The sequence below is a fragment of the Bradyrhizobium sp. 26S5 genome, from assembly GCF_036923295.1.
In the GTDB taxonomy this organism is placed as follows: domain Bacteria; phylum Pseudomonadota; class Alphaproteobacteria; order Rhizobiales; family Xanthobacteraceae; genus Bradyrhizobium; species Bradyrhizobium septentrionale.
In genome coordinates, this window is sequence record NZ_CP145948.1 from 2,182,460 (window position 1) to 2,202,164 (window position 19,705).

18 protein-coding genes are annotated in these 19,705 nt (G+C 66.9%); all 18 read right to left on the reverse strand.

Annotation, left to right across the window (positions count from 1 at the left end):
- Positions 1-18 precede the first annotated feature (18 nt).
- The 18 genes from V5279_RS10225 to V5279_RS10310 all read right to left on the reverse strand — a co-directional run bounded on the left by V5279_RS10225 (position 19) and on the right by V5279_RS10310 (position 19,699).
- Positions 19-909, reverse strand: a complete 891-nt coding sequence (locus V5279_RS10225) for an amidohydrolase family protein (protein WP_166303328.1) — start codon at positions 907-909, stop codon at positions 19-21.
- Positions 906-2,024, reverse strand: a complete 1,119-nt coding sequence (locus tag V5279_RS10230) for a vWA domain-containing protein (protein WP_338696962.1) — start codon at positions 2,022-2,024, stop codon at positions 906-908. Before V5279_RS10230 ends, V5279_RS10225 begins: the two co-directional genes overlap by 4 nt.
- Positions 2,021-2,902 carry a MoxR family ATPase gene (locus V5279_RS10235; protein ID WP_338696964.1) on the reverse strand — a complete coding sequence of 294 codons (882 nt, stop codon included), beginning with the start codon at positions 2,900-2,902 and terminating at the stop codon, positions 2,021-2,023. The genes V5279_RS10230 and V5279_RS10235 overlap by 4 nt, the downstream gene beginning before the upstream one ends.
- Positions 2,903-2,911: 9 nt before the next feature.
- On the reverse strand, positions 2,912-3,934 hold the full coding sequence (locus V5279_RS10240; RefSeq protein WP_028333322.1) for a xanthine dehydrogenase family protein molybdopterin-binding subunit: 1,023 nt from the start codon (positions 3,932-3,934) through the stop codon (positions 2,912-2,914).
- Positions 3,935-3,936: 2 nt separating this feature from the next.
- Positions 3,937-5,529, reverse strand: coding sequence for a xanthine dehydrogenase family protein molybdopterin-binding subunit (locus V5279_RS10245; protein WP_338696976.1), 1,593 nt, complete (start codon positions 5,527-5,529; stop codon positions 3,937-3,939).
- Positions 5,530-5,541: 12 nt separating this feature from the next.
- Positions 5,542-6,021, reverse strand: a complete 480-nt coding sequence (locus tag V5279_RS10250) for a (2Fe-2S)-binding protein (protein ID WP_338696978.1) — start codon at positions 6,019-6,021, stop codon at positions 5,542-5,544.
- 6 nt (positions 6,022-6,027) lie between these two features.
- The gene (locus tag V5279_RS10255; protein WP_338696980.1) at positions 6,028-6,846 is read right to left on the reverse strand and encodes an FAD binding domain-containing protein; all 819 of its coding nucleotides are present in this window, start codon (positions 6,844-6,846) and stop codon (positions 6,028-6,030) included.
- Between the two features lie 15 nt (positions 6,847-6,861).
- Positions 6,862-7,305, reverse strand: a complete 444-nt coding sequence (locus tag V5279_RS10260) for an SRPBCC family protein (protein WP_166303346.1) — start codon at positions 7,303-7,305, stop codon at positions 6,862-6,864.
- Positions 7,306-7,308: 3 nt separating this feature from the next.
- On the reverse strand, positions 7,309-7,746 hold the full coding sequence (locus V5279_RS10265) for an SRPBCC family protein (protein ID WP_166303349.1): 438 nt from the start codon (positions 7,744-7,746) through the stop codon (positions 7,309-7,311).
- A 9-nt stretch (positions 7,747-7,755) separates the two neighbouring features.
- Positions 7,756-10,650 carry a flotillin family protein gene (locus V5279_RS10270; RefSeq protein ID WP_338696983.1) on the reverse strand — a complete coding sequence of 965 codons (2,895 nt, stop codon included), beginning with the start codon at positions 10,648-10,650 and terminating at the stop codon, positions 7,756-7,758.
- Positions 10,651-10,675: 25 nt separating this feature from the next.
- Complete coding sequence (locus tag V5279_RS10275) at positions 10,676-11,509, reverse strand: phosphoenolpyruvate hydrolase family protein (protein ID WP_338696985.1); 834 nt, start codon at positions 11,507-11,509, stop codon at positions 10,676-10,678.
- Between the two features lie 3 nt (positions 11,510-11,512).
- Positions 11,513-13,723 (reverse strand): ABC transporter permease, encoded by a 2,211-nt coding sequence (locus V5279_RS10280; RefSeq protein WP_338696987.1) that lies wholly within the window; start codon positions 13,721-13,723, stop codon positions 11,513-11,515.
- Entirely contained in the window at positions 13,716-14,498 is a 783-nt protein-coding gene (locus V5279_RS10285; protein WP_338696989.1) for an ABC transporter ATP-binding protein, read from the reverse strand. Before V5279_RS10285 ends, V5279_RS10280 begins: the two co-directional genes overlap by 8 nt.
- On the reverse strand, positions 14,491-15,576 hold the full coding sequence (locus tag V5279_RS10290; RefSeq protein WP_338696991.1) for a branched-chain amino acid ABC transporter permease: 1,086 nt from the start codon (positions 15,574-15,576) through the stop codon (positions 14,491-14,493). Before V5279_RS10290 ends, V5279_RS10285 begins: the two co-directional genes overlap by 8 nt.
- Before the next feature lies 1 nt (position 15,577).
- Positions 15,578-16,588, reverse strand: coding sequence for a branched-chain amino acid ABC transporter permease (locus V5279_RS10295; RefSeq protein WP_338696993.1), 1,011 nt, complete (start codon positions 16,586-16,588; stop codon positions 15,578-15,580).
- 118 nt (positions 16,589-16,706) lie between these two features.
- On the reverse strand, positions 16,707-17,522 hold the full coding sequence (locus V5279_RS10300) for a helix-turn-helix transcriptional regulator (RefSeq protein ID WP_029082762.1): 816 nt from the start codon (positions 17,520-17,522) through the stop codon (positions 16,707-16,709).
- A 136-nt stretch (positions 17,523-17,658) separates the two neighbouring features.
- Positions 17,659-18,909, reverse strand: a complete 1,251-nt coding sequence (locus V5279_RS10305) for an ABC transporter substrate-binding protein (RefSeq protein WP_338696996.1) — start codon at positions 18,907-18,909, stop codon at positions 17,659-17,661.
- 520 nt (positions 18,910-19,429) lie between these two features.
- Entirely contained in the window at positions 19,430-19,699 is a 270-nt protein-coding gene (locus V5279_RS10310) for a DUF1427 family protein (RefSeq protein WP_338696998.1), read from the reverse strand.
- Between the last annotated feature and the right edge of the window lie 6 nt (positions 19,700-19,705).

A 19,705-nucleotide genomic window follows, 5' to 3' on the forward strand; every position in this document is an offset into this window, starting at 1 on the left:
GCCGTGCTCGTGGGGCGCCTACGGCCCCAGCCGATAGACCCGCGCCGCCGTCGTGCTGAAGATCGCCTCGCGTTGCTCGCCGCTGAGCCGTTCGGCCGCCGCCTTGAAAGCGTCGATGAGGTCGCGGTAGCTGGTCCACAGCTTCTCGATCGGAAAGTTCGAGCCGAACAGGCAGCGGTCCGCGCCGAAGATCGCGACGGTGTCGATCACGACGCCGGCTATATGCGCGGCATCGTTGCGGTGGATGAAGGTGCCGAGCCCCGACAATTTCGAAACCACGTTCGGGCAGCGCGCCAGCCGCGCCATGCCGACACGCCAGGCGGCGCGGCCCTGCGGCGACAGATCCTCGAGCATGCCGGCGTGTTGCAGGATGAAGGTCACGTCAGGGCAGGCCGCTGCGAGGCCGGCCGCATCGGCCATCTGTGGCGCGAACACTTGCAGGTCAAAACTCCAGCCATAGTCGGCAAGGCGGCCGACATTCCGCCGGATCACGGGATCGGTGCAGAGATCGGGGCGCGCGGCGAAGCGATAGAGCGGGTTGTGGTGCCAGTGCAGCTGCATGCGCACGCCGCGCACCAGCGGATAACGCTTCAGGCGATCCAGTTGCGGACGGACGTCGTCGACGGAAAAATCGGCATAGGCGACGAGGGCATGCGGCCAGCCGTGCCGGTCGGCGGTCTGCTGCACCCAGGCCGCCTCATCCTCGAACTTTCCGTTCGGCCAGTTGGTCTGGACATAGACCGAGCGGGTGACGCCGGTGTCTTTGAGATCGTCGAGATATTCTTCGATCGGATAGTCGCGGCGGATCGGCTCGTAGGGGCCGAAGATGCGCGGCTGCATCGGGCCGGACAGCCAGGCGAGATCGGCCTGGCGCCAGATGTGATGATGTCCGTCGACAATGCCAGTCACGCAGCTCTCCTTGTTCCGAGCGACAGCAGATGCGCGACCACCGTCGCACTCGATCCGCCGTCCACGAGATCATCGACAAAGCGCTGGATCGCAATCAGCGCCTCGGTTTGCGGCGTGAAGCCGGGCGAGGTCGCGAGCGGCGTCAGCCAGCTGATGCGCCAGGCCCGGCGCGACAGCTTTGCGACCGCATCGCGGAGCGCGGCCGGATCGCCGCGCTCCAGGCCGTCGGAGACGATCACGACCGCCGCGCCGCGGGCATATCCGCCGAACCGCGGCACGGCGAGGAAGGCCTGCAGCGCGTCGCCGATGCGGGTGCCGCCGTCCCAGTCGCTGACCAGGAACGAGGCCGCATTCAGCGCCTGCTCGCGGCGCTTCAGCCGCAGTGCCGGGGTGACGCGGGTCAGTCTTGTGCCGAAGGTGAAGACCTCGACATTGCCGGCCGATTGCACCAGCGCATGCGCGAGCCTCATGTTCTCTTCGGTGCGCGCCTTCATCGAGCCGGAGACGTCGATCAGCAACAGCATCTTGCGCGGGCGCTGGCGGCGGCGCATGCGGCCGAGCCGCAGCACCTCGCCGTCATTGCGGATGCTTTCACGTAGAGTGCGGCGCAGATCGGCGAACGGGCCGCTGCGTGCGCGCCGCCGCCGGTGGCCACGCCGCCGCGGCAGCCGCTTTGCCGCCTCGCGCGACAGCTTTCGCAGCGGATCGCTCGTCGCGGTCTGGGCAAAGCGGCGTTCGACCAGCGCCTCGGCGCGCGCGGCGGCAAGCCCGGATTCGTTGGCCTCGTCGGCGAGCGGCGGCTCGTCCTCGCCGCGGCCTTCCTCCTGCAGGCGGACGGTTTCGTCGTCCTCGCCCTCGGCCTGCTCGATCGCCTCGGCGCCGCGGAAGTGGATGTCGAACAGCCGGTCGTATGTCGCGCGGCGCTCCGGCGGCGGCGCCAGCGTCGCAAGCCCGGCCTGGCGGATGTGCTCGAGGCTCCTTGGCCCGAGCAGTTCGATCGCAGCGAGGAAACTCGTGGTCTGCTCCGGCGCGACCAGGAAGCCATTGGCGCGCAGCAACGCGACAAAGGACACGAAGATCTGCGCGGCGCGCGGCAGCCTGAGATCGTCGCTCACGCGGCTGCCTCCGCGATCAATGCATCGAGCCGCGGTGAGATGAAATGAAGATCCTCCTCGTCCTTCAGCGCAACGCCGATCGAACGCCTGAAGGCATCCGGCCAGCGCGCGCCGCCCTTGTGCAGCAGGGTCGCAGCCTCCGCCCAGTCGACCGCCTCGGCAATGCCCGGCGCCTTGCTCAGCGGCTCGCGGCGCAGCCGGCCGACGGCGGCGACCACAGCGCGGGCGGTAGCTTCGGCAACGCTGGAGGCGCGCATCATCACGATCCGCGCCTCGCGCTCGGCGTTCGGATAGTCGATCCAGTGATAGACGCAGCGCCGCCGCAGCGCCTCGTGCAGGTCGCGGGTTCGGTTCGAGGTCAGCACGACGACGGGATGCTCGGCGGCGCGGATGGTGCCGCGCTCGGGGATCGAGATCTGGAAGTCGGAGAGGAATTCGAGCAGGAAGGCCTCGAACTCCTGGTCGGCGCGGTCGATCTCGTCAATCAGCAGCACGGTCGCGTCGGGCGCCCGCAGCGCGGCGAGCATCGGACGCTCGATCAGGAAGGCGTCGCCATAGATGTCGATGCTCTCTTCGCCGGCCTGCCGGATCGCCAGCATCTGGCGCGGATAGTTCCACTCATAGAGTGCGGCGGCGGCATCGATGCCCTCATAGCATTGCAGGCGGATCAGCCGGCGGCCGAGCACGGCGGCGATCGCTTTCGCAGCCTCGGTCTTGCCGACACCGGGCGCGCCCTCGAGCAGCAGCGGCTTGCCGAGCGCGAGCGAGAGATAGGAGGCGGTCGCGATGCCGTCGTCTGCGAGGTAATAGGCCGCGCGCAGCGCCTTCTCCAGCGCCTCGGGGCTGTCGATGCCGACGATGTTGCTGCGGACCGGCATGGAGCGACCTCAGCGCCGCGGCTGCGGCCGCGCGCCGCCCTGCGCCTTGATCGCGCGCAGCACCTTCTCGGGTGTGATCGGCAGATCGTCGATCCGCACGCCGACGGCGTTGAAGATCGCGTTGGCGACGGCCGGCAGCACCGGATTGGCGCACATCTCGCCCGGACCCTTGGCACCGAACGGGCCGTCGGGCGCCGGGCGTTCCAGCACCGCGATGTCGTGCGGGCAGATGTCGCCCGGTCCCGGCATCAGATATTCGACGAAGTCGCGCGGGCCGTGCACCGGCTCTGGATAATAGGGTTCCGGCGTTTCATAGAGCGCGTGGCTGACACCCATCCAGGCGCCGCCGACCAGCTGCTGCTCGACCAGCCGCGGATTGAGCGCGCGGCCGAGCTCATAGGCACTGTCCATCCGGACCATGTCGACCTCGCCGGTCTCGTCGTCGACCTCGACCTCCGCGACGAGGCAGGCGTGCGCATAGCATGTTGCGGGCGACATCTCGCCGGTCTCGGGGTCGACGTCCGACAGCGGCACCAGGAAGATGCCGCGGCCGGAAATCGTCTTGCCCTGCTTGAACTGCGCGGCGATCGCGACATCCTTGGTCGAGATCGAGCGGTGCGGTGCGCCCTTGACATGGATGTTGCCGCGGCCGTCGGTCTCGAGGTCGGCGGCATTGACTTCCAGCTCCTCGGCCGCCGCCTCCATCATCACGCCGCGCGCCTCGCGCGCCGCCGCCATCACGGCGTTGCCGACCCGATGGGTGCCGCGCGAGGCGAACGAGCCCATGCAGTGCGGACCAGTGTCGGAATCCGCGGTGTCGACATAGACGTCTTCGACCGGCACGCCCAGCGTCTCGGCGCAGATCTGCCGCGTCACCGACTTCATGCCCTGGCCGAGATCGATCGAGGACAGCGCCACGGTGAACTTGCCGCTCGGATTGGAGTGCACCAACGCCTGGCTCGGATCGCCGCCGAGATTCATGCCGATGGGATAGTTGACCGACGCGATGCCGCGTCCGCGATGCCGGGTCATGGTCAGCGCCTCCTGGTGCCGAAGACGGATGAGAAGCGGGTGGCGCCATGCGACGGCGCGGTCGGCCGCGGTGACGGAGGTGATGGTGGCGTCGAAGAGGGAGGCGGAGGCGGCGGCTCGCGGGTTGCAGCCGGGGCGCGATCATACGTCGTGCGCTGCTGCGACGGTGCGGGCGCCGGCGGATGCGCTTCACGTGGCGTCAGCGTCACGGCGGCACGGAGACCGCCACCATCCTTGCGCGACGACATGCGCTTGAATTCCTCGCGGAGCGGCCATTTGGCCTTCTCCGCGGCAACCTGCACGCATTCGATCAGCGTCGTGTTCTTGGCCTCGCGACGGTGCGCCTTCATGTCGCCGTCGCGATACGCATTGAGGATCCGGAACTCCATCGGATCCATGCCGACGAGATGGGCGAGCTTGTCCATCTGGCATTCGATGGCGAAATCCATCGCCGTGACGCCGAAGCCGCGCATCGCGGTCGCCGGCGTGCGGTTGGTGAAGACGCAGTAGACGTCGCCATGGACGTTCGGGATGGTGTAGGGACCAGGCAGATGCGCCGCACATTTCACCGCCGCATAGCTCGACAGCCGTGTATAGGCGCCGCTGTCGAAATAGGCGCGCACCTTGCGGGCGACGACGCGGCCGTCCCGCATCACGCCATCCTTGATGTAGATGCGCTCGGCGCCGCGCGGCGGGCCGTATTGCATCTCTTCCTCGCGCCCGAACACGTAGCGCACCGGGCGTCCGGTCAGCATCGCGCCGAGAATGCAGAGCGGCTCGGTCAACGTATCGACCTTGCCGCCGAACCCGCCGCCGACCGTGCCGCCGATGAAGTGGAAGGTGTTGGAGGGAACGTCGAGGATTTTGGCGCAGGTGTCGACCGAGAAGAACAGCGCCTGCGTCGAGGTGTAGACGATGTAGCGGCCGTTGGTGTCGGGCGCGGCGATCGAGCCGTTGGTCTCGGTCGGCGCATGCTCGATCGGCGACATCTGGTAGCGCTGCTCCAGCACATGATCGGCCGAGGCCAGTGCGCGGTCGGCATCGCCGAAGCGCAGCTGCTGGCGATCGTATGTCTCGTGATAGGTGAAGGTGTTCTTCGGATAGACCTCGTTCACGACCGGCGCGCCCGGCTTCAACGCGTCCTCGACGTCGAACACCGCCGGCAGCGGCTCATAGTCGATCTTGACTTTTGCAATGGCTTCATAGGCCTCGCGCGGGCTGTCGGCGACGATGGCGACGATCGGCTCGCCCTTGTAGCGCACCTTGTCGACCGCGAGCGACGGCTCGTCATCCTTGCCGAAATTGATCAGGCTGAGCAGCGTGTTCAAATTGCGCGGCACGTCGGAGGCGCGGATCACGCGCCGCACCCCCTGCGACCGCTCGGCCTCCGTAGTGTCGATGCGGCGGAGTCTTGCATGAGGATGTTCGCTGCGAACCACCTTCAGATGCAGCATGCCCTGCAGCTTGTGGTCGTCGAAATAGGGCGAGGTGCCGGTGACATGGCCGAGCATGTCCTGGCGCTGCGTGCCCTTGCCGATTTCCTTCAGATTGTCGTCGCGCTCGTCGGCGAAGAGGTCCTTGCGCAATTCCAGCATGACACTGTTCCCTTACGCGCGTGCGCGGCCGCCGGAGGCGGCGGCCAGCACGGCGTTGATGATCGGCTCATAGCCGGTGCAGCGGCAGATGTTGCCGGAGATCGCCTCGACCACCTCGGCGCGGCTCGGCTGCGGATTGCGGTCGAGCAGCGCCTTGGCGGCCATCAGCATGCCCGGTGTGCAGTAGCCGCACTGCGCGGCGAAGTTGTCGGCGAAGGCGCGCTGCAGCGGGTGCAGATTGGGGCCGTCCTTGATGCCGTCGAGCGTCTCGACGGAGCGTCCGGCGACGGTCTCGGCGAGCTTCAGGCAGGAGAGGTGCAGTTCCCCGTCGATCAGCACGCTACAGGTGCCGCAGCCGCCCTGGCCGCAGCCGAATTTCGGCGTCATGTCGCCGATCAGCTCGCGCAAAGCCACCAGCAAATTGGTGCCGCCGTCGACAAAGATCGCGACGTCACGGCCGTTGTGCTGAAATTGCAGAGGGGTCTTGGCCATGACGATCTATTCCTGACCGGACAGCAGGCGCCGGAGATGCACGCCTACAATCTCGCGGCGATACCAGGCGCTGGCGAGCGCATTGTCGCCGGGCGAAGTTCCTTCGACGGCTGCCGCGGCCGCCGCATTGATCGTGGACGTATCGAGCGCGCGGCCTTCCAGCGCACGCTCGGCGGCGCGGGCGCGGATCGGCGTCGGCGCCATCGAGCCGAGCGCGACGCGGGCACCGACGATCCGGCTGCCGTTGACCGGCAGATGCGCGGCGAGCGTGATCACCGCGCCCCCCTTGGGCTTGATGCGCGCGATCTTGCGGTAGCGGAAGGCCTCAGTGCTGCCCGGCTTGGCAAAGGAGATCGCCAGCACCAGCGTGCCGGTCTGCCGGTCGCGCGCCTGCAGGAATTCCTCGATTCCGATCTCGCGGCCGCCGAGGCCACCCTGCACCGACACCACCGCGTCGAGCGCGAGCATCGCGACCGTGAAGTCGCCATACGGCACCGGCGCAAACAGATTGCCGCCCACCGTGCCCATGTTGCGCACCGCCGGTCCGCCGATCGAGCGGGCAGGGGCGTGCAGGAAGGCGAGATCGCGCTCGGCCAGAATGCGCGCGAAGGTGACGCCGGCGCCGAGCACGATCCGCGCGCCCGACGTATCAATCCGGGTCATCGCCTGGTCGCTGGCGCGCACCACGGTCGAGATCGAGATGTCACCTTCGTTCAGCGCCCGCATCACCAGCGTGCCGCCGCCGAGGTAACGCGCGCTGCGATCCGACGACAGCGCGGCCGCCGCCTCGTTGGTGCTGGTGAAGGTCTTCACCGTGACTGGCATGATGTCCCTCTCCGCTTACGCGGCCTCCTTCAGGTGCCGGCGGATGGCTTCGAAGCCGGCCTGGTAGATGTCTTCCGAAACCATCTGCGTGATGCGATCCCGGTCGTCGGTCCGCGTCGTGAAGCGCGATTCCCAGTGCCAGAAGGTGCGGTCGCCATCGGTGACCGGCAGCAGCCGGACATGCGCCACGTAGTTGAACATCGGGATCGGCGTATCGAGCAGGCAGTAGCTGAACGATTGTTCGAGGTCGGACAGCGCCAGCAGCTGTTCGCGCAGCTCGGCGCCGTCCTTCAGCTTGAAGCGCCTGACGCAGCCGATCTTGTCGGAGGGCTGCGCGCGCTCGATGCCGCTGGTCGCGACCGCCGGGTGCCAGCGGTCATGGCCGTTGAAATCGCGCAGCACGGCCCAGACCGTATCGGTCGGTGCATCCAGGATCGTGCTTTTGACGATGTGCGGCACTGCCTATCCTCCGAACGCCCGCTTCAGCGCGTCGAACCCGCCCTGGAACACGCCGCCGCCGATATTGTTGACGAGCTCGGTCTCGCGCTCCGGCGCGCAGTCGAACTCGGCGGTCCATTCCAGGAAGGTCTGGTCGCCATCGGTGACCGGCGTGAGCCGCAGGGTGGCCACGTAGTTCTCGACGCCCATCGGCGATTCCAGGATCGAATAGGTGCAGAACATGTCGTAGTCGGACAGCCCGAGCAGCTTCTCCCTGATGCGATCGCCGTTGCGCAGCCGGAAATCCCTGATACAGCCGATCTTGTCGGCGGGCTCACCGCCCTCGATCCGGCTCTCCGCAATCGCGGGGTGCCAGTTCGGCAAGCCGTTGAAATCGCGTACACGAGCCCAGACCCGGTCGTTGCGGGCATTGACGACAGTGGAGACGTAAACCCGTGCCATGGCGTGAGCTCAGTCCTTCTTGCGCGGCGTGCGCTCAGGGCGCGGTGGTTCGCCGCCGCCCTCGGGCGCCGCCGGCTTGGCCTCGCCGCCGCTCTTGCGTGCAGAGTCCTTGATGCCCTGCATGTCGCGCGCCTCGCGGATCAGGCCGGGCATTTTTGCCAGGCTGCCGCCCTCGACGCCGATATCCGACAGGATCGAGTCGATCAGCGGCGCCTGCACGCGATAGCGCAGCGCCGAATCGATCACCTCGTCGGTGGCGCTGCGGCCACCGCTGCCGCCCTGGCCGTTGCCGTTGAGGCCATCGACCTGGAGGATGCGGATGCCCTCGATCTTCTCCATCGGCTTGACGCTCTCGCGCACGATGCCCTCGATCCGGTCGAGCAGCTTGCGGCGGAACAGCGAGTAGCGTGCCTGATCGGTCAGCACATTTTCAGCCTCGTTGAGCAGGCGCTGCGCCTCGGCCTCGACCGTGGCGCGAACCCGTTCGGCTCCGGCCGCGATCCTGGTTTCCTCGGCCTGTTTCTCGGCGAGCAGAACCTCGACGGTCTTGCGCCGCTTCGCGATTTCGCTCTCACGCGCGGTAACCACGCGCTCGGCCGCTTCGGTGGCGTGCACCCTCGCGTCTTCAGCCGCCGCGCGCGCCGCGGATTCCTCCAGCGACTTCTGATGCAGCGCGATCGCCTTCTCCATCAGCGCGGTCTCGACGTCCTTCTCACGGTTCACCTCGAGCTTGCGCAGCTCGCGTTCGCGGCCGATCCGGGCCTCGTCGAGGCCGCGGTCCGACGCAATGCGCGCGCGTTCGACCTCCTCGCGGGCGGCAATCTCGGCTTCCTGCAGTGATTGATTGCGGGCGACCTCGAGCTGCTCGATGGAGCGGCGCCGTGCGATCCGCGCGGCCTCCAGCGCCTGCTCGCGGGTCACATCGGTGGTCTCGACCTCCTTGCGGGCCGTGATCTCGGCCTGCTTGACCAGCCGGTCGGCATCGATGCGCTCGGAGCGCTTGGCGGCGAGCGCGATCACGCGTTCCTCGTCGGCGAGCTCGATCGCCCGCTTCTGGTCGATATTGAGCACCTCGCGGGTCCTGGAGGAGGTGATCCGCTCGCTCTCCAGCGCCAGCTCGACGTCGATCCGCTGCCGCTCGACCGCGTCACGGCGCTTCAGCTCGGCGGCCTCGATGGCCCCGGTGCGCTCGATCTCGAGCGCGCGGGTCTCGCGTTCGGCGCGGATGCGCTGCGCAGCGACCGACTTCTCCTGCGAAATGCGTGCAGCCTCGATCGATTCGCGCGAGGCGATGTCGGCCTCCTCGATCGCACGGGTCCGCGCGATTTCGAGTGCCCGGACATGTTCTTCCTGCGCGATCCGCGACGCCTCGGTGGCGTCGCGTGCCGTGATCCCGGCGATTTCGATCGCCTGGTTGCGCTCGATCTCGAGCTTGCGCGTGGTGTGATCGGCGGCGATGCGTTCGGCGGCCAGCGTCTTCTCTCTGATGATGCGGGCGGCCTCGACCGATTTTTGCGCCTCGATCTCCGCTTCCTGGATGGTACGCACCTGCTGGATCTCCAGCGCGCGGGTGCGTTCGTCGGAGGAGATGCGCTCGACATTGACCGTCATGGTCTGGGCGATGCGCGCCTTCTCGGTGGCCTCGCGGGCTGCGATTTCAGCTTCCTCGACCGCGCGGGTCCGCTCGATCTCGCGGCGGCGGGTTTCTTCCTCATTGGCGATGCGGGCGTCGGTGACGACGCGGTCCTGCTGGATGCGGGCCTTTTCGATCGACTCGCGGGCGGCGATCTCGGCTTCCTCGACCGTGCGCATCCGCTCGATCTCGCGCTGGCGCACCTCACGCTCGGAGGCGATGCGGGTGGTGTCGACGGAGCGCTGGTTGGCGATCCTGGCCTTCTCGATCTCCTCGCGCGCCAGCAATTCCCGTTCTTCAACTGCGCGGGTGCGCTCGATCTCGCGGTGCCGGGTCTCGCGTTCGGAGGCGATGCGGGCTTCGGTGATGGCCTGCTCATTGGCGATGCGCGCCTTTTCGATGGCTTCGCGTGCGGTGATCTGGGCCTGCTCGGCTTCGGTCTCGCGCAGCGCGCGCTCGCGGGCGACTTCGGTGCGCTGCAGGGCGCGGCGCATCTCGATGTCGCGTTCCTGCTCGAGGCGGGCGGTCTCGCTCTCGCGCTCGATGTCCAGCGCCTGCCGCTCGGCCTCGAGGTTGCGGGAGCGGATCTTGATCATCGAGTCCTGCTCGATGTCGTTGCGCAGCTTGCGCTTGGCTTCGATGTCCTCCATCAGGCGGGTCAGGCCTTCGGCGTCGAAGCGGTTCGAGGGGTTGAAATATTCGAGGTCGGTCTGGTCGAGATCGGTGATCGCGACCGACTCCAGTTCGAGGCCGTTCTGCGCCAGCGCCTCGGCGGCATTGGCCTTGACGCGCGCGACATATTCGCCGCGCTGCTCGTGCATCTGCTCCATCGTCATCTCGGAGGCGACCGAGCGGATCGCCGAGATGAACTTGCCGGAGAGCAGGGTGTGCAGCTGCTCCGGCTCCATGGTGCGGCGGCCGAGGGTGGCGGCGGCGATCGAGACGGCTTCGCGGGTCGCCTGCACCCGGACGTAGAAGTCGGCCTCGATATCGACGCGCATGCGGTCGCGGGTGATCACGGCGTCCTGCTTGGAGCGCACGATCCCCATCGGCAGCACGTTCATGTTGACTGGCGTGTAGTCGTGGATGAACGGCAGCACGAAGGCGCCGCCATTGATCACCACCCGTTCGCCGAGGAAGCCGGTGCGGACGAAGGAGGTTTCCTTCGACGAGCGGTGGTAGAGCCAGTTCACCACATAGACGATGATGACGATCGCGACGATTGCGACGATGAGCCAGAGGATCAATTCACCTGCTAGCATCCCCGACATCTCTTCCTCCCTTGGTCACGGCGCGTTAGCGCGCGCCGATCGCCTTGAATTTGCGAACCTGATCCGTCAACGCCCGCTCGACCGGCAGGCGCTCCATCGAGGAGGCGCCATAGAAGCCATGACAGTTGCGGGTCTTCTTCATGATGAAATCGGCATCCGCGGGGTCGGCGATCGGACCGCCATGCGCGAGCACGATGATGTCGGAATTGACGCTGAGCGCGGCTTCCGCCCAGGCCTCGATGCGGGCAGGGCAGTCGGCAAGTTTTGGCGCGGTCTGCGCGCCGATCGTGCCGCCGGTGGTCAGGCCCATATGGCAGACGATGATGTCGGCGCCCGCAATCGCCATCGCGGCGGCCTCCTGCTCGCTGAACACATAGGGCGTGGTCAGCATGTCCTTCTCATGCGCCTTCGAGATCATGTCGATCTCGAGCGCGTAGGACATCCCGGTCTCTTCGAGATTGGCGCGGAAGGTGCCGTCGATCAGGCCGACGGTCGGAAAATTCTGCACGCCGGCAAAGCCGATCGCCTTGAGCTGGTCAAGGAACACATCCATGTCGCGGAACGGATCGGTGCCGTTGACGCCTGCGAGCACCGGCGTCCTTGTCACGACCGGCAGCACCTCGCCGGCCATCTCGACGACGATGGCGTTGGCATCGCCATAGGGCATCAGTCCGGCGAGCGAGCCGCGGCCCGCCATGCGATAGCGGCCGGAATTGTAGATCACGATCAGGTCGACGCCGCCGGCCTCCTCGCATTTCGCGGACAGTCCGGTGCCGGCGCCGCCGCCGACGATCGGCTCGCCGCGCGCGATCATGGCGTGAAATTTCTTCAACAGCGCCTTGCGTTCAAACCTGGGCATGGGTCACCTCGCCACTCTCCGCCTGCTACCGGCGCGTCCGAGCAGCGGTCGGAATGCGCTGACGATGGCGGCGGTGAACTCGGGATCGTTGATGTTGCGCTTGACGCGAATGATCTGGCGGTTGCCGGTCTGCCGCACGGTGCGCTCCAGCGCGCCAAACAGCGCAGCGTCCGCATCCGGGTCCCAGAACGGCTGGCCCGGTGCATCGAGCGCGGAGACGCCGCCTTCGGGCAGGAAGAAGCGCACCGGTCCATCCATCTGGTTGAGACGTTCGCCGATCCAGCGGCCCATCCGCTCGTTCTCTTCTGGCGTGGTCCGCATCAAGGTGACCTGCGGATTGTGGATGTGGAACTTGCGCTGCCGGTAGCGCTCCGGAATGGTGTCGGGTGCGCCGAAGTTCACCATGTCAAGCGCGCCGACCGAACCGACATAGGGCACGCGGCTGCGGATGATTGCGCCGAAGCGATCGTCGGTCGCCGGGAATACGCCGCCCATCATGAGGTCGCAGACCTCGGTCGTGGTGAGATCGATGACCCCGGCGAGCTGGCCGGACTCGACCAGCTTCTCCATCGAGCGGCCGCCGACGCCGGTGGCGTGGAAGACCAGGCACTCGAAATCCTCGCGCAGGTCGGCCGCGATCTTCTGCACCGCCGGCGTGGTCACGCCGAACATGGTGATGCCGATCGCGGGAAGGCTGGCAGCGGTGTCGCGCTGCTTGCTGGTCTGCTGGTCGAGCCGCGCCTTGACCATGCCGACCAGCGCATTGGCGCCGTTGCCGAGTACCGCGCGCGAGATCGAATTGAGGCCCTGCACGTCGGTCACCGAATACATCATGGTGATGTCGGCAGGACCGACATAGGGGCCGACGTCGCCGGAGGCGACCGAGGAGATGATGAGCTTGGGCACCCCGATCGGAAGCGCGCGCATGCCCGGTGCGACCAGCGACGCGCCGCCCGAGCCACCGGCCGAAATGATGCCAGCGATATTGCCCTGGCGGCGCAGCCAGCGCTCGAAGGCCTCGGCCATCGCCGTCACCGAGGCGCCGCGATCGGCGCCGAACACGCCCGCGCCGCCGCGGCCGTGGTTCAGTGCGATCTCCTGCGCGGTGACGTCGCAGCTCGCCGCCTTGCCGCTAGTCGAGACGTCGACCAGACGGGTGCGCAGGCCGCTGCCAGCAATGATGTCGCGAATGAAGCGCAGCTCCGCACCCTTGGTGTCGAGCGTGCCGACGACCAGCACGACCGGTGGCCCCGAGGTCCTGGATGTTGCCGGCTCGCGCCGCGTGCGGGTTGTCTCTTCAAGCCTCGTGACGGCGGCGGACTGCGTCCGTGCCGCTGCCTCGATGCGGGCGATCGGCACCGGCTGCGACCAGCGCGTCGGCAGTACGGGATTGGAGACGTAGATGCGAGCCGGTCCCTTTCGTTCCGGCAGCGGTGCGCCGGCCGCTTCGGCCTTTGCTGGCGCGGCCTCGGCCTCAGTCACATCCGCGCCGTGGGTGCCGACGCCGAGCAGCCGCTGCTGCAGCTCGCGATCGGTCGCGAGGCGCGCGGAGTCGATGATGCGGTTGATCCGGCCGTTGACCATGATGGCGACGTTGCGCGACACCGCCGTCGCGACGCCGATGTTCTGCTCGATGACCAGGACGGAGATGTCGCCTTCGTCGCCGAGCCGCAGCAGCATCTCCTCGACCTGCGCGACGATCACAGGCGCAAGGCCCTCGGTCGGCTCGTCCATGATCAGGAGTTGCGGGTTGGTCAGCAGTGCGCGCGCAATCGCCAGCATCTGCTGCTCGCCGCCGGAGAGCTGGTTGCCGCCATTGTTCTTGCGCTCGGCGAGGCGCGGAAAGGTGTCGTAGATGCGCTCGACGGTCCAGGCACCGCGGCGCAGACCGCCGGCGAGCGCGAGATGTTCGTCGACGGTCAGCGATCGCCACAGTCGGCGGCCTTGCGGCACATAGCCGACGCCGAGCCGGGCGATCCGCGCCGGGTTGAGCCGCGTGACTTCCTCGCCGCGAATCCGGATCGAGCCGGCGCTAACGCGCACCAGGCCCATGATCGCCTTGCACAGCGTGGTCTTGCCCATGCCGTTGCGGCCGACCACCGAGAACACGCCGGTATCGAGGGTGAGATCGACGCCCTGCAACGCATGCGAATGGCCGTAATAGACGTCGAGGCCCTTGACCTCGAGGGCAGGAGCGGCGCGGCGGTCACTCATGGCCGCCTCCGAGGTAAAGCTGCTGCACCTCGGGATCGGATTCGATCTCGCGCGGCAGACCTTCCTTGAAGATGCGGCCGTTGTGCATCATCGTCACGCTCTCGACGACGCGCAGCGCGACGTCCATGTCGTGCTCGATGATGATGTAGCCGATATGGGCCGGCAGCGAGGTCAGGATCTCGATCAGCTCGCGCCGCTCGGTCGGGGACAGTCCCGCCGCCGGCTCATCGAACAGGATGAAGCGCGGCGCGCCGGCCAGCGCCAGCGCAATCTCGAGCTGGCGCTGCTGGCCATGCGCGAGCTCGGCGACGCGCTGGTCCTTGACGCCGGCGAGGTGCACCGCCTGCACCAGTGTTTCGGTCGCGTGCATCAGCGTATCGTTCTGCCCCGGGCGCAGCAACGAGAAGCGGCCGCGTGAGACGCCGCGGCAGGCGAGGTAGACGTTGTCCTGCACGGTGAGGCCGGGGAACAGCGCCGAGATCTGGTAGGTGCGGCGCAAACCGCGGCGGATGCGCTCATAGGGCGGGAACTGGGTGATGTCCTCGCCGAAGAAGCGGATCGTGCCGGAGGAGGGCGGGAAATCGCCGGTGATGCAGTTGAACAGCGTGGTCTTGCCGGCGCCGTTCGAGCCGAGCACGGCGCGGCGTTCGCCGGGCCGCACGGTGATGGTGACGTCGGTCAGCGCCGCCAGCGCGCCGAACAGCCGCGTCACGCCACGCAGCTCCAGCGCTGCACCGGCGCCGACCACGGACAGCCGCTGCGCGACGCTATCCATGGCGGCCTCCGCCGGAACGTTGCGTCGAGGAGGTGGCGCGGTGGCGCCAGCGGTCCCACAGGCCGATCACGCCGTCGGACGACCAGAACACGATGGCGAGGAAGCCGAGCCCGATCAGCAGCCGGAAGCGATTGCCGTCGAGCCCGAACTTGATCAGCACGTCGAGCGCGAAGGTGCGCAGCAGCACGAAGATCAGCGCACCGATGAACGGGCCGATCGGCCGGGTGATGCCGCCGACTATGGCGATGATCAAGACGTCGATGCAGGCGCCGACGCTGACTGAGCCGGGTGAGATTTGCCGGTAGTTCCAGACCTGCAGCACGCCGCCGAGCGCCGCGATGAAGGCGGCGAAGGCGTAGGCCGCGATGCGGTGGGCATTGGGATTGAAGCCGAGTGCGGCCATGCGGCGGGAATTGTCGCGCACGCCCTGCAGCGCGAGGCCGAACGGCGCGCGCGAGACATACTGGACGGCGAAGTAGCAGATCGCGGCGACGCCGAGCGTCACATAGTAGAAGGCGATGTCGGCGCGCCAGTCGACGCCCCAGAAATGCGGCGTCGCGACGGTGTTGATGCCGGTGTGGCCGTTGAAGATCGCCCAGTTCTGGTTGGTGAAGTAGTAGAACGCCGCGCCGATCGCCAGCGTGATCATGATGGTGTAGATGCCCTCGGTGCGCACCGCGAGCGCGCCGCCGAGCGTGCCGAACAGCGTCGCCAGCGCCAGCGCCATCGGCGTTGCGAGCCACCACGGCCAGCCCAGGCTGATATTGGCGTTGCCGCTCATGCCGAACACCGCAACCATGTAGCCGGCGAAGCCCGCGATCATCAGCTGCATCAGGCTGACCATGCCGCCATAGCCGGCCAGGAACATCAGGCTGAGCGCGATGATGCCGAGGATCAGCGTGGTCGCGAAGATCTCGATCAGGAAGAAGCCGTTGGCGATCAGCGGCATGATCACGAGGATCAGCGCGACCAGCCACGCCGCCGGGTTCTGCAGTTCGGGCCAGGCGCGGATCAATGCGCGGCGCGTCGCGTTGGCGGACGGGTCGGGGCGGAACTGGGTGCTCTGGAGCAACGACATCTCATCGCCTCGCGAGCAGGCCCTGCGGCCGCAGCGCCAGCACCACGACCATGATCAGGAAGGTGACGACGATGGCGTAGGTCGGGATGTAGACCGAGCCGAGCTGCTCGGCGAGCCCGATGATGACGGCGCCGAGCGCAGCTCCCGGGATCGAGCCCATGCCGCCGACGATCACGACGACGAGGGAGGCGAGCAGGAAGCGGGTGTCCTCGCCGGGCGACAGCGACTGGAAGGTGCCGCCGACGACGCCGGCGATGCCGGCAAGCCCGGCGCCAAGCGCGAACACCAGCACGAACACGAGTTGGATCCGCACGCCGGTCGCGGCCAGGATGTCGCGGTCGTCGACTCCGGCACGCACGATCATGCCGATCCGCGTACGATTCAGCGCCAGCCACATCGCGATCCCGATCACGACGGACGCCGCGAAGATCACGAGCCGCACCAGCGGGTATTGCAGATAGACCGGCTCGCCCGAAGATTTGATCGCGGTGAGCAGCGGCAGCTGCACCGGGCCGATCAGCCAGCTCGGGGTCTGGACCTGATAGAAGTCGCCGCCGAACACCCAGAGCATCAAATCGGCGAACACGATCGAGAGCCCGATCGTCACCATGGTCTGCCTGAGGTCCTGACCCTCCATGCGGCGGAACACGGCGAGCTGCAGGATCACCCCGACCAGCGCCACCGCGATGAAGGCCACGATGAAGCTGAGGATCCACGATCCCGTCCAGGTGCTGACGGCGTAGCCGATATAGCCGCCGAACAGATAGAGCGAGCCGTGCGCGAGGTTGACGTTGCGCATCAGGCCGAAGATCAGCGTGAAGCCGCTGGCCACCAGGAAATATAGCCCGCCGAGCGTGATGCCGTTCAGCACGGCATTGAGGAACACGCGCTTGCGGCCGATCGCGGCCTCTAGTCCCGGCGGCCAGATCGCGAACACGAGCCACAGCAGCACCGCGACCGCGATGATCACGATCAGCGCCCAGGCCGGATGGCGTTCGATGAACCTGGCCATCTCCGTCGCGTTCCCTCAGCTGGCCGCGACCGTCTGCCGGGCCGCGTGTCCTGTCATCCTATCGAGGGCGAAAGCTTCGGATTTGATCGAGAGTATCTTTTATCGTTGCGGAACTCCCTTACGGCCGCAACACCTTGGCGGCACGGCGATAGTCGGTCGGGGCCATGCCGACATTGGCGGCGAAGAAGCGGGTGAAGCCGCTCTGCGAGGAGAAGCCGAGATCGAAGCCGATATCGGCGATCGGCGTCTCGGTCGCGACCAGCGCGTCCAGCGCCTGCTCCATGATCAGCGTGTTCATGTAGAGGTGAGGGGTGACGCCGGTTTGCGTCCGGAACAGCCGGTAGAAATGCGGCCGCGACAGGCCCGCCTCGCGCGCGATCGCATCGAGCTCGATCTCGGCGCCGGGGCTTTCCGACATCAGCTTGATCGATTTGCGGACCCGGAAATCGGTCACCGCGGCCGCCGCGGGCGCGTCCTGCGCCGCCTGCCAGCTCTCCTCGTAGCAGGAATCGATCAATTGCCGGAGTTCGCAATCGAGGGTGCGCAGCGACGGCGCGCCGCACACCAGTGCTGCGGTGCGGCGGATCAGCCGGTCGAGCGTCTCGGTGCGGGGAAAGAAGGTGCGGCCGAACCGCAGGCCCTGCGCATTCGCCGTCGGCGCGAACCATTCGGCGTTGACATAGAGCACGAAGAAGATCGCGCCGTGGTCCATGTCGGTCGGCAGAAAATTGTGCGGTTCCCACGGGTTGACCGCGACGACGGTGTCGTCCTTGAGCAGCAGGCGCTGCTCGGAGACATCGATCTGCGCCGGCGTCCCGCCGACGTGAAAGATCAGATGCCCTTCGCGGTGCGCATGCACGTTGAAGGGACGGTTCAACTGATAGACCGTCGCGCGACCGAACCGGCCGTGGAAGACGGCAAGCGCCCTGCTCATGCCTCCCCTCCCGCGGGATGTTCTTGTCTTTTCGACAAGCGTTCATCATCCGCCCGCGGAAAGCAAGGGCGAGCAGGGCTGTTGGTGCAACCGCACGCCATGCCGCGGCCGCTCTGCCTGCACTGCAACAAATGCGTCAGTACTTCTTGCACTCCGGGATCGTGCGGCCGGGCAGGCCGATCTTGGCGAACACCGCCGGATCGTAGCCCAGCGTCTGGTTGACGTTCGGGATCACCTTCACGACCTTGGAGAACAGCGCACCCTTGCCGTCATCGACCACCTCGGTGACGAAATTGGTGCCGATCGCCTGGCGGTTGGAATCGAGCTTGATCTTGCCGTTCGGCGCGTCGATCTCGATCTTGGCCAGCGCCTCCTTGAGCTTGGCCTGGTTGTTGGAGAGATCGCCGTTGACCTGGCGCAGCGCCAGGATCAGCGCCATGGTCGAGCCGTAATAATTGGTGGCGAGCAGCGACGGGCTCGGGAAACGTTTGGCCGGCGGGAAGGCGTCCTGGTAGGCCTTGACGAATTTCTGCCAGCCCGGATCCTCCCAGGTATCGGCCTGGCCGCTCGCGGCGATGGTGCCGATCAGCGCGTTCTTGGCGCTGCCCTTCGACGACAGGATGGTCTGGTCGATCATGATCGAGCCGCCCATCAGATGCGCCTTGCCGCCGGCCTGCTGATACTGGTTGAGGAAGTTGACCGCGTCGGCGCCGCCAAGGCCGAGATAGATCGCGTCGACATCGTCGGGCAGGGCTGCGATGACCGAGGCAAAGTCCTTGGTGCCGAGCGGCACCCACTGCCGGTTGGTGACCTGGCCGCCGGCGCCGCAGAATTCGAGCACCAAGCCGAACACCTGGGTGTAGATGAAGGAATAATCCTCGCCGACGGTCGCGATCTTGCGATAGCCCTTGGTCTCATAGGCGTATTTGCCGAGACCGACCTGCCATTGCGCGCCGTCCATGTTGAAGCGGAAGAAGTTCGGCGCCGGGTCGACATAGGTCGTCTCCTGCGCGCCGGAGGCGGCGTTGACGAAGGTCAGCTCCGGATGGGTCTTTGCAAAGTTCTTCACCGCAATGCCCTCGTCGCCCGACAGCGGCGACAGCAGGATCTGCACCTTGTCCTGCTCGATCAGCTTGCGCACCGCGCGCACCGCGGAGTCCGGCGTCGCGTCGGTCGAGGCGACGATGAATTCAAGCTCCTTGTCGCCGATTTTCTTGCCGAGCACGTTGAGCGCGGTCTGGTGGCCGCGCATGCCATCCTCGCCGAGCACGGTATAGGTGCCCTCCAGCGTCGCGGTGACGCCGACCTTGATCTTCTCCTGGGCGAACGCCGTGCCCGAAAGCAACAGGCTGCTCAACGCAATCAGTCCCAAACTGCCTTTCAACATCGCTCACCTCCCTCTGTGTCGTCGCCGGCGTCCACATGGCGCGAGGGCGTCCGGTTGTTGCGGATAAAGCTAGCCGAAGGCGGGCACAGCGCGGATGTCGTCGCCGCGCAATCGCTTAACGGGCAGTCTCATTTTGATTGTTGCGCCGCAACGAGGTTCGCGGCGCAATGTCGCGGTTGCGTGTTCGGTGTCATCACCCGCGCATGCGGGTGATCCAGTATTCCAGAGACGCCGGCGTGTGAGCCGAGAAGCCGCGGCGTACTGGATCGCCCGGTCAAGCCGGGCGATGACAGTGTGGGTGTCACACACACGACCGTCGTCCCGGCGAAGGCCGGGACCCATAGCCAGCGCACTTGATGATGAACGGGATCGTGGCCCCGGCATCGCGAAACAAGTCTCATTTGGGGTAATGGGTCCTGGCTTTCGCCAGGACGACACCGAATGTGTTGCATTAGCCGTGAGTCATACTTCCGCATTCTCGCAACATGAATCGTCCGAGCTTTTGCTCTTCGTTCCGCCCTCACGGAGACCGTGCCGCACCGTCGATGCGGTTCGGCCTTTGCTTCGCGACAAGGCCGTTCGGATCCGGACGTGCGTCGTCGGCCTGCGCGATCGGTGCTGAAGCGGGTGCGAAATGATGCCGCGCCGTATTGATCATCTGTTCTCCGACCACCATGCCCAACAGGCCAACGAGCGCGATCAGCGGCGGGGCTGGAGAGCGAACCTGGACGAGGCCGTAAGCGACCCCGGCGGCAACGCCCATCAGCAGGGACAGCACATAGCCGATCATCGTCGT

Excerpts from the sequence above, each read along its gene's own strand:
- V5279_RS10310 (WP_338696998.1), bottom strand. The coding sequence starts at position 19,699 with ATGATCGGCTATGTGCTGTCCCTGCTGATGGGCGTTGCCGCCGGGGTC.
- V5279_RS10245 (WP_338696976.1), bottom strand. The coding sequence starts at position 5,529 with ATGCTGGAATTGCGCAAGGACCTCTTCGCCGACGAGCGCGACGACAAT.
- V5279_RS10255 (WP_338696980.1), bottom strand. The coding sequence starts at position 6,846 with ATGCCAGTCACGGTGAAGACCTTCACCAGCACCAACGAGGCGGCGGCC.
- V5279_RS10295 (WP_338696993.1), bottom strand. The coding sequence starts at position 16,588 with ATGGCCAGGTTCATCGAACGCCATCCGGCCTGGGCGCTGATCGTGATC.
- V5279_RS10280 (WP_338696987.1), bottom strand. The coding sequence starts at position 13,723 with ATGAGTGACCGCCGCGCCGCTCCTGCCCTCGAGGTCAAGGGCCTCGAC.
- V5279_RS10235 (WP_338696964.1), bottom strand. The coding sequence starts at position 2,902 with ATGCCGGTCCGCAGCAACATCGTCGGCATCGACAGCCCCGAGGCGCTG.
- V5279_RS10285 (WP_338696989.1), bottom strand. The coding sequence starts at position 14,498 with ATGGATAGCGTCGCGCAGCGGCTGTCCGTGGTCGGCGCCGGTGCAGCG.
- V5279_RS10270 (WP_338696983.1), bottom strand. The coding sequence starts at position 10,650 with ATGTCGGGGATGCTAGCAGGTGAATTGATCCTCTGGCTCATCGTCGCA.
- V5279_RS10305 (WP_338696996.1), bottom strand. The coding sequence starts at position 18,909 with ATGTTGAAAGGCAGTTTGGGACTGATTGCGTTGAGCAGCCTGTTGCTT.
- V5279_RS10265 (WP_166303349.1), bottom strand. The coding sequence starts at position 7,746 with ATGGCACGGGTTTACGTCTCCACTGTCGTCAATGCCCGCAACGACCGG.
- V5279_RS10275 (WP_338696985.1), bottom strand. The coding sequence starts at position 11,509 with ATGCCCAGGTTTGAACGCAAGGCGCTGTTGAAGAAATTTCACGCCATG.
- V5279_RS10300 (WP_029082762.1), bottom strand. The coding sequence starts at position 17,522 with ATGAGCAGGGCGCTTGCCGTCTTCCACGGCCGGTTCGGTCGCGCGACG.
- V5279_RS10240 (WP_028333322.1), bottom strand. The coding sequence starts at position 3,934 with ATGACCCGGCATCGCGGACGCGGCATCGCGTCGGTCAACTATCCCATC.
- V5279_RS10290 (WP_338696991.1), bottom strand. The coding sequence starts at position 15,576 with ATGTCGTTGCTCCAGAGCACCCAGTTCCGCCCCGACCCGTCCGCCAAC.
- V5279_RS10250 (WP_338696978.1), bottom strand. The coding sequence starts at position 6,021 with ATGGCCAAGACCCCTCTGCAATTTCAGCACAACGGCCGTGACGTCGCG.